The organism is uncultured Senegalimassilia sp. (assembly GCF_934636665.1).
Taxonomy (GTDB): domain Bacteria; phylum Actinomycetota; class Coriobacteriia; order Coriobacteriales; family Eggerthellaceae; genus Senegalimassilia.
In genome coordinates, this window is the sequence record NZ_CAKUAT010000030.1 from 1 (window position 1) to 10,049 (window position 10,049).

6 protein-coding genes are annotated in these 10,049 nt (G+C 61.9%); 4 read left to right on the plus strand and 2 right to left on the minus strand.

Going from position 1 to position 10,049, the window contains the following annotated elements:
* Window positions 1–104: 104 nt before the first annotated feature.
* Window positions 105–821 (minus strand): ferredoxin-like protein, encoded by a 717-nt coding sequence (locus tag Q0G75_RS09175; RefSeq protein ID WP_294417030.1) that lies wholly within the window; start codon window positions 819–821, stop codon window positions 105–107.
* A gap of 547 nt (window positions 822–1,368) precedes the next feature.
* On the opposite strand from Q0G75_RS09175, the gene Q0G75_RS09180 reads away from it, so the two are divergent.
* From Q0G75_RS09180 to Q0G75_RS09195, 4 genes are all read left to right on the plus strand, one after another.
* On the plus strand, window positions 1,369–2,712 hold the full coding sequence (locus tag Q0G75_RS09180; RefSeq protein WP_294417969.1) for a helix-turn-helix transcriptional regulator: 1,344 nt from the start codon (window positions 1,369–1,371) through the stop codon (window positions 2,710–2,712).
* Window positions 2,713–2,926: 214 nt separating this feature from the next.
* Entirely contained in the window at window positions 2,927–5,056 is a 2,130-nt protein-coding gene (locus Q0G75_RS09185; RefSeq protein WP_294417026.1) for an aldehyde ferredoxin oxidoreductase, read from the plus strand.
* Between the two features lie 325 nt (window positions 5,057–5,381).
* Complete coding sequence (locus Q0G75_RS09190; RefSeq protein WP_294417025.1) at window positions 5,382–6,254, plus strand: NAD(P)-dependent oxidoreductase; 873 nt, start codon at window positions 5,382–5,384, stop codon at window positions 6,252–6,254.
* Between the two features lie 9 nt (window positions 6,255–6,263).
* Window positions 6,264–7,604: a dicarboxylate/amino acid:cation symporter gene (locus Q0G75_RS09195; protein ID WP_294417023.1), complete on the plus strand. Its 1,341-nt coding sequence runs from the start codon at window positions 6,264–6,266 to the stop codon at window positions 7,602–7,604.
* 117 nt (window positions 7,605–7,721) lie between these two features.
* On the opposite strand, the gene feoB is transcribed toward Q0G75_RS09195, so the two are convergent.
* On the minus strand, window positions 7,722–10,049 hold a 2,328-nt coding region (gene feoB, locus Q0G75_RS09200; protein ID WP_294417970.1), incomplete at its 5' end, for a ferrous iron transport protein B.

Genomic DNA, 10,049 nt, shown 5'->3' on the forward strand with positions numbered 1-10,049 from the left:
GCCGAAGCTCATGAAGCCCGCGCCGGCCGCTACTGCTGCGACCCCGGCGCTGCCGGCCAGAAAGCTTCGCCTGGTAACGTTGTTCTCGCTCATCACGACACCTCCTACGCTTGAACAGCGGTAACGGTGCGGACGATGCCCTCGTCGATGATCTTCTGCGCGATATCCTGCCAATCGATGAACTGGATGGCGCCGTTGGGGCACTGCTCGGCGCAGCGGCCGCAGGAGATGCACTTCGTGGACACGCCGGTCTCGGTGTCGACGCGGGGCATGTTCCAGGGGCACGCCTGGCTGCACATGCCGCAGCCGATGCACTTCTTGGTGTCGACCGTGCGGGCGCCGGTCTTCTCGTCGGCGTAGATGGCGTGGACCGGGCAGTACTTCACGCACTGCGGGTCGGCGCACTGCTTGCAGTGCTCGACGGTGAACAGACCGCCACCCGGGTTTCCCTCGCCAAAGGAGCCCTCGCCGGTGTCGGGCGAGGCACCCCAATTGTAGTTATCCCACACACGCACGCGGGCGATGTGCTGGCACACGCGGCCGTCGTTCTTCAGCGTGCACATCATCTCGCAGCGCTGGCAGCCCGAGCATTGCGCGCGGTCGGTGACGATCATCTTGGTGGGCGTGGTGCGCAGCTCGATGCGGCCGGATGCGATGGACTCCTGGGTGACGCCCCAGCTGGCCAGCGCGCCGCCGACGACCAAACCTGCGACGCCGCAGCCGGCCATGGCCAGCACGTCGCGACGGGTGATGCTTTTCTTGCCGTTTGCAGAAACGCCGTTGCCAGAGGAAGCGCCGTCTCGAACATCGGGATTCGACATAATATGTTCCCCCCTCGGAAACTAGTCTAGCAGTATCCTCGTATCCCCCTTTGACGCCTCGTATTTCGCCGAACAAGCCTTCGACGAATAGCCCCTCTCTCACACACAACGCTGTTCACTATGCCGAGTACAAGGTGCCGACGCATTCCCTACAGCAGCATGTTTTCAACCTTCCTCACTGTAAATCGCCTGGTAAATGGCTTATATCCTCAAATAGGGAATGCGCGCCTGAGCCTTTTGGAACACGGTTTTGCAAGAGCGGCTTCATCGCTTCGGTCAAGCGACCGTATAATAAGAAGGCGATACCGCAAAGGCCATGAGGGGGAACATGGGAAATGAAAACGCCGTGTCAGCGCAGGAAACGCTGGCGCATGAGGAAGAAGATCCTACAATCGACAACGGGGGCGCATATCATGTAAGCGAGCTCAAACGTTATGCGCCTCTGTTGCCGTTGATAGCAGGCCTTGCGTGCTCGCGCGTCGGACTGAATGCATCGGTATATTCGAATTACGCGCAGACCGACGCGGGATTCATCTCGGACGGCACCGTGCTCGCCGCCCTCATCGTTTTCGCGCCGCTGCTCTTCGCAATAACGAAACTGAATGAGCTATTAAGCAAGGCATTCGTCAATCGCAGCGCAACCGCGGTGTTCGCGCTGGAAACCATCTGCGTTGCGCTCTTGGAATACGGCACGCTATTCCCGCTTCAAGAGGCCGTTCGATTCGTCATAGCCGCTATATGCACCATAACCAGCACATGCGCCATGTATTACTGGCTCAGACGAGCTCGCGGAGGCGGCGTGATCATCGGGGCGACCCTGGTGTTCTCCGCCATAGCCGCAAGCGAGTTGATCCTTATGCTCGTCAACTGTTTGCCTGCTGGGTCTCAGGCAATCATAGCCACCGTGATAAGCGCTGCGCAATTCCCGGCTCAGCACATTGCAAAACGCACGAGCAACCCGTTCCAATTGGTTAAAAACAACGAGCCGCGATCTGCTTATTCGCTGAAAGCGAGCATTCGCAACAAGCGGCTTCTTGCGTCTTCCGCCCTTGGCGTGGCGGCGTTAGGGCTAACGGTAGGCCTTTTAAGAGGCTATCCCAACGGGCAGCCTATAGCGTTCGACCCCGCTTCGCGTACTGCATACATGCTGGTCACAGTGGTGATTTGCATGATAATCGTGCTGATTTGCCTTTCCGGGAAAACTGGATTCATGACAACCGGCATATGGATCATGCTTCTGTGCCTTGCCTGCCTTGCAATCACCTCGTTCGCCGCATTCCCCGATTCCCTTAGCATCGGGGCCGTATTCGCAACTTCCCTGAACGCCCTGACCGTGGGCTATTGTTACTACCTGACCATAGAGTTCATGACGCATGGCTGGAGGGATCCCTACTATTACGCCTTCTCAGGCTGGATCGTCTACTTCGTCACAAGGGCGTTTGCGCGCATCGTGCTGTCAAATATCACGCCTTTGAACAGCAACGCCGAGCTTACGCTTGCCATCATGGCGGATGCCGTGGTCGCTTCGGCCCTGATAATCTTCGTACGATTCCTGAACGATGCGAAAACGCCCGCCCAGGAATTGCCCGACGTTCAGACATCGCCGCTTCAAAAAGCCGTGGCCCTGAGCAGCCCGGAGGAGCAAAGCGCCATCGCCTCGTTGCGGGAGGATTCGTTTGCCGCGGGCATTGCGGCGCTCAAGAAGCAGTACCAGCTTTCCGAGCGGGAAACGGAAGTGATTTCGCTGTATGCGCAAGGCCACACGCAAAAGAAAATCGCCTCTGAACTGTTCATCACCCCGGGAACCGTACACGAGCACATTCGCCACGCGTATACGAAAACGGGGCTGCATTCCAGGCAGCAAATCCTCGATTTCATCCATGAGCAATAGTCGGATTGCCCGGCATACGGCTTTGCGGGAACGCGATGTCCGCAAAGCCGTATGCCGATGACTACGTGATTGACCTGGTAATACAGGAAATTCCCTCATAGAGGATATAGCTTTTTCGCTTCGATGAGGACATCATTGAACCCATCGTCATCCATAAACGCGCCTCGCCTCAAGCCGCACACAACACCTAGGCTGTTTCAAACGAGGAGGAACCATGGCTGACAAAGTCTCATATGGTTGGACCGGCAAAATCTTGCGCGTCAATCTAACGACGGGCAGCATAACCACCGAGTCCACCGACCCGTATAAGGAGTACATCGGCGGCATGGGCCTTGCCAATAAGGTCATGTACGACGAGGTTCCCGCAGGCACGGACCCCCTGGGACCCGATAACAAAATCGTGTTCGCTGTAGGCCCGCTCACCGCATCCGGCGTTCCGCTGGGTGGTCGCTGCACCATCTCCACGCTGTCCTGTTTCACCACCGACAACCTGATCGTCGACGGCCACTGCGGCGGCATGATCGGCGCGAAGATGAAGCTAGCAGGCTATGACGCCATCATTTTGGAAGGCGCATCGGACAAGCCCGTCTACCTGAACATCAAGGACGATCAAGTCGAGATTAAAGACGCTTCGTTCGTGTGGGGCATGGGAACCCGATCAACCACCGAAGCGCTGAACCGACTTGAGGGGACCTCCGCTTGCGTGGCCGCCATCGGCCCCGCCGGCGAGAACCTACTTCCCTATTCTTGCATCATGAACGCCCGAAACCATTCCGCCGGCGCAGGCCTTGGCGCAGTGATGGGATCGAAGAAATGCAAGGCTCTCGTCGTCGAAGGCAACGGAAGCGTAAACGTGAAGGACCCGCAGGCTGTGGCCGATCTTTCCGACTACATGCTTCGCGAGCTTATCGGCTCGAACAACAACCACGTGGTGCCGTCGACCCAGCAGGAATGGGCCGAGTATTACAACAAAGGCAGCCGCTGGAACGCTCATAATGGCCTGTACTGGACGCAAGCCGAAGGCGGTCCGATCGAGACCGGCGAGCCGAAACCGGGCGAGATCAACACCGTGGGCAAGCGCTGCCTGCTGATCGCCCACCCCTGGATGCTGGGCGCGGAAGCAGAGAAGTACACCATCAAAACCAACGGCTGCCACGGTTGCCCCATCCATTGCTATGCAGACCTTCGCGTCGGCGCGGCGAAAGACGCGAGCGGCTACCAGACCAGCGGCAACGCCTGCATGGCAAATGCCGGCTACACGTTCATGAACAACATCCTCGGGCAGAAGCTCGATGACGAGAAAACGCTGTACATGAACGTCGTTTTCACCAACCTTATGGACGACCTGGGCATTTGGTGCAATTACGGTCAGCTGTATCGCGACCTTGGCTACTGCATCAAGGAAGGCGTGTTCAAGCGGGTGCTTCCCGAATCCGAGTACAACGCCATCGATTGGGACAAGCTGGCGCAAGGCGACCCCACTTGGATCACCCAGGTGCTCCATCTGATCATGCGCAACGACACCGAGATCTCCTATATCGCGCACGGCCCCATCGTGTGGTGCCCGCGCTGGGGCGTGGAGGGCTGGTTCGACGATAAGCGCTCCTCGCTGATCAACTACCGCGGCTGGCCGTATCACCATGGCGTGGAAACGTTCGGCCAGGTAGGCGGCCTGATGAACATGGTGTTCAACCGCGACCCCATGATCCACTCCGCCGTGAACTTCAGCGGCTGCGGCCTGCCCATCGAAGTGAAGAAGTCCATCGCTGCAGAGATTTGGGGCGGCGAGGAGGCTTGCGACCCCGACAAGAACTACACGCCCATGAACGACGCGAAGGCGAACTTCACTTGGTGGTCCATCGTCACCGACGTGCTGCACGACTCGCTGACGCTGTGCAACTGGGTGTGGCCGATGGCCATGAGCCCGACAAAGGCACGCGACTACCGCGGCGACCTGGACATGGAGGCGAAGTTCTACAAGGCCGTCACTGGCGAGGACGTCACCACCGACGAGCTGTACAAGCGCGCAGCGAAGATTATGACGCTGCAACGCGCGATGACGGTACGCGGCATGAAGGATAAGGACGGCAAGATCGGGTGCAACGACCTGCACGGCGTGCATGACGTTCCCACCCAGTGGATCTTCACCATGGATCCCGACATGCAACCGTTCACGGAAGGCACCACGAAAATGGAGGCCAAGGACTTCGATTCCGGCTTGCATATGCTGTATTCCAAGTTCGGCTGGGACGAAGAGCTCGGCTGCCCCACCGCAGATTGCCTTGACGCCTACGGTATGGACGACGTGAAGGCCGAACTGCAGAGCCTGAACTTGTTGCCGTAGCAGTTTTTCCATTACCCCCCTTCGGGCCCCGTTCGCAACACTCCCCCGCGAACGGGGCCGTTTTGTATACATAGGCGCAGGGAGAGCGCTTCGCAAAGCCGAACCCAAACAGATAATGCTACGTCCACTAAGTGTCCGGGCCCAAAGCGCCGGGGGCTCCTTCGCCAGCTTTTTCTTTTTCCGACTGGTTCGATTGCAATTTACTGGGAAACGGCTGCTGCGCTGGGGCTTCGGGAGCGGTAGAATAGGCAAGCTTACCACTTACCCCTTGCGCGACGCTCCTTCCGCAGGCGCCGCGCGCAGCACATCCGGAAGGAGGCGCCCTATGAAAATGGGTCCTCAGGACACCGTGTGGATCACCGGCGCAGCGGGGCGAATGGGCCAGGCAATCGAGCATTTCCTGGACCACAGCCGCTACAAGGTCATGACCAGCGACATCGAGATCGACGTGTCGAACCTGCACGAGGTGTTGAACTTCGCCGAGTCGTACCGACCCGACTTCGTCATCAACTGCGCGGCACTGGCCAGCCGCACCGAGGCTGACGAGAACCCCGACAAGGCCTACAAGGTGAACGCGCTAGGCGCGCGCAATCTGGCCATCGCCAGCAACAACGTCGGCGCCACCATGGTGCACCTGTCAACCGACGACCTGTTCCCCGAGAACGCGGATCACGCGTTCAACGAGTTCGACGCTACAAACCCGCCGCACGTATACGGCAAGTCCAAGCAGGCCGGCGAGCGCTTCGTCAACGAGCTGAACCAGCACCACATCATCGTGCGCTCCAGCTGGGTCTACACCGCCCGCCCCGACGACCTGCTCGGCCGCGCGCTGCTGGCAAGCGCCCAGGGCAAAACGGTGCCCGTGCCCGCGAACCAGTTTGCCTGCCCCACGTCGGTGGACACGTTCGCCAAGTTCGTCATCGCCGCCATGGAGTCCGACGAGTTCGGCACCTTCCATGCCGCCTGCACGGGCGTGACCAGCCGTTTCGAGTTCTTCGAGCGCGCCTTCGCCCTTGCCGGCCAGCCTACCGGCAACCTGCGCGGCACCGCCAACCCCTGGCAGGGCTACCGCATCGAGCTTGACGACATGATGGCCCGCCTCACCGGCGTGTACGAGTTCCCCACCTGGGAAGACGACCTTGCGGCGTTCGCCGCCGAGCATGACCTTGCCGCGCTGGCCCGCGGCGCGCAGGAATAGGAGGGGCGCGTGTCTACCGAGATCAACATGGGCGAAAAGCCCAAACGCCTGCATATCGGGCTGACGGGGTCCATCCTCATCGCGCTGGGCCTGGGCCTTTTGTGCGGCGTCATCTTCCATTACCTGGTGCCCGCGGGCACGGTGCGCGACGACGTGTTCGTGAACGGCATCTTCTATGTTGTCGGCCAGGGCTTCATCCGCCTGATGCAGATGCTCGTCGTGCCGCTGGTGTTCTGCTCCATCGTGTGCGGCGCGTCGTCCATCGGCGACACGAAGACGCTCGGCACCATCGGCCTGAAGACGCTGGTGTTCTACCTGTGCACCACCGCGCTGGCGGTCACCGTGGCGCTGACCATCGGCAACCTGATCAACCCCGGCCGCGGCGTTGACATGTCCAGCATGGTGGCCTCCGACACCTCCACCCTGTCGGGCAGCGCCAACACCGACGTGTCGTTCACCGACACCCTGCTCAACATCATCCCGAAGAACCCCATCCAGGCGCTGGCCTCGGGCGATATGCTGGCCATCATCTTCTTCGCGCTGTTCGTGGGCATCATCCTGTCCACCATGGGCCGCAAGGTCGAGGTGGTGCACCGCTTCTTCGAGCAGTTCAACGACATCATGATGAAGATGACCTCCATGGTCATGTACGTGGCCCCGATCGGCGTGTTCTGCCTGTTGGCGCGCACGTTCGCCAACATCGGCTTCGACGCGTTCCTTCCCATGGTGAAGTACATGCTGGGCGTTTTGCTGGCGCTTGCCGTGCAGTGCCTGGTGGTGTATATGGTGCTGCTGACGGTGTTCGCGCGCATCAACCCGATCAAGTTCCTGAAGAAGTTCGTGTCGGTGATGATGTTCGCGTTCTCCACCGCAACGTCGAACGCCACCATCCCGCTGAACATCGAGACGCTGGAGAAGAAGATGGGCGTCGACCGCCGCATCTCGTCGTTCACCATCCCGCTGGGCGCCACCATCAACATGGACGGCACCTCCATCATGCAGGGCGTTGCCGTGGTGTTCACCGCGCAGCTGTTCGGCGTGCAGCTGGGGCCGGTGGAGTATGCGACCGTCATCGCCACCGCCACGCTGGCGTCGATCGGCACCGCGGGCGTCCCGTCGGTGGGCCTGATCACGCTGTCGATGGTGTTCAACTCCGTCGGCTTGCCGCTTGAGGGCATCGCGCTGATCATGGGCATCGACCGCATCCTGGACATGACGCGCACCGCCGTGAACATCACCGGCGACGCCGTGTGCACCACTATCGTGGCCAAGCGCGCCGGACGCATGGACACCGACGTGTTCAACGACCCGAACGCCGGCCGCGAGCTAGACGACGTGAAGGCCGCGTAGCAAGCGATTGTTGCTAGCCGCGAGCGAGTTTGCGCCACATGCGAAATCGCCCCGTCTCCACTGGAGACGGGGCGATTTTTTGTGCTTGAGCGGGAAGCAGAAAGCAGCTTCCCTGCCTTAATGACAGCAGCCGCTGGAGTTCTTGCAGTTGGCGGGGCAGGTTTTGCAGCCTACCTTCAGCTCGCCGTCGGTGCGCTGGTGCTTCAGATACACGCCGATGCCTACCGCGATCACCACGGCCGCGACCAGGCCCGGCAGGCTGAACGCGTTCGCGATCCCGCCCGTGACCAGCGAACCCGCCAGATACACCGCGAACGAAACCACCCAGGCGATACTGCACTGCAAAAGCACCATCTCGAGCGCCGCGCGTGCGCCGCCCTGCTCGCTGCGCACGGTGGCGATGGCCGCCACGCACGGCGTGTACAGCAGCACGAACGCCAAAAACGCCATGGCCGTCACCGGCGTGAACAGCATGGTCAAATCCACGCCCTCGCCCATGACCTGCGTCAACGTGGATACCACGCTCTCCTTCGCCATGAAGCCCGTCATGAGGGCCGTGGCCGCGCGCCAATCGCCGAAGCCCAGCGGCGCGAACAGCGGGGCGATCAGCCCGCCGATGCCCGCGAGCAGGCTGGCGTCGACGTCGTCGACCACGTTCAGGCGCGCGTCGAACGTCTGCAGGAACCAAATGACCACGCACGCCGCCAGCACCACGGTGAACGCCTTCTTCACGAAGCCCTTCGCCTTGTCCCATACCAGGCGCGCCACGCTTTTCGCGGCGGGCAGGCGGTAGTTGGGCAGCTCCATCACGAACGGCACGGGCTGGCCGCGGAAACGCGCGCGTTTGAGCACGGCCGCGAACGAGATGCCCACCGCCACGCCGAACGCGTACAGGCCGATCATGACCACCGGTTGCAGCGCGCGCGGGAAAAACGCACCCACGAGCAGGGCATATATGGGCAGCTTCGCGCTGCAGCTCATGAACGGCACCAACATGGTGGTCATTTTGCGGTCGCGTTCGCTCGACAGCGTGCGCGTGGCCATGATCGAGGGCACCGAGCAGCCGAAGCCCATGAGCAGCGGCACGATGGAGCGCCCGGACAGGCCGATTTTGCGCATGGGGCGGTCCATGACGAACGCCACGCGCGCCATGTAGCCCGAGTCCTCAAGGATGGACAGGAAGAAGAACAGCGTGACGATGGTGGGCAAAAAGCCGATAACCGCGCCCACGCCGGCGCCGATGCCGTCGACCAGCAGCGATTGCGCCACGGGGTTGAGGCCCCACGCCTCGCAGCCGGCGGCCAGCGCTTCGAGGGCGGCGTCGACACCTGCGCTCACCAGGTCGGAAAGCGCGGCGCCCACGACGCTGAACGTAAGCACGAACACCGCGGCCATAATGGCGAAAAAGCACGGGATGCCGGTATAACGCCCGGTCAGAAGCTTGTCGACGGAAACGCTGCGCTTGTGTTCGCGGCTTTCATGCGGGCGGACCACGGTGTTGGCGCACAGATTCGCCAGGAAGGCGAAGCGCATGTTGGCCAGCGCCGCCTCGGCGTCCATGCCGGCGTCGGCCTCCATGGCGGCGGTCAATTCGCGCACCGACGAGACAGCGGATTCCGGCAGATCGAGCTTGCGGGCGATCAGCTCGTCGCCTTCGACCATCTTCGTGGCGGCGAAACGCGCGGGGACGGACGCCTGCTCGGCGTACGGCTCGATGATGTGCGCCGTGGCATGGATGCAGCGGTGCACCGCGCCGAGCGGGTCGTGCTCCTGCGCGCTTGCGGGGCAGAAATCGATGCGGCCGGGCGCCTCGTCGAAGCGCGCCACGTGCAGGGCGTGGTCGACCAGCTCGTCAACGCCCTCGTTCTTCGCCGCCGAAATGGGCACTACGGGAATGCCCAGCTCAGCCTCGAGTTCGTTCACGCGCACGGTGCCGCCGTTGGCCTCGACCTCGTCCATCATGTTGAGCGCCAGCACCATGGGGATGCCCAGCTCCATGATCTGCATGGTCAGGTACAGGTTGCGCTCGATGTTGGTGCCGTCGACGATGTTGATGATGCCGTCGGGCTTCTCGTCGAGCAGGAAGTCGCGTGTGACGATCTCCTCGTTGGAGTACGGCGACAGCGAGTACACGCCCGGCAGGTCGGTGACGGTGGCCTCGGCGTGCCCGCGAATGGCGCCGTCCTTGCGGTCGACCGTGACGCCCGGGAAGTTGCCGACGTGCTGGTTCGCGCCCGTGAGCTGGTTGAACAGCGTAGTCTTGCCGCAGTTTTGGTTGCCCACCAACGCGAAGGTGAGCGGGCCGGTCTTCGCGGCGGCACGGCGCGCATGGGCGCGGTAAGCCTCCTCGGCCGGGCCGAACTCGCCGAGGCCGGGGTGCGGCAGCGGGGCGCGGTCGGCGCGGGCCGCGGCAGCGGGGCGCGCAGCGGCGGCGTCGGCCGGGGC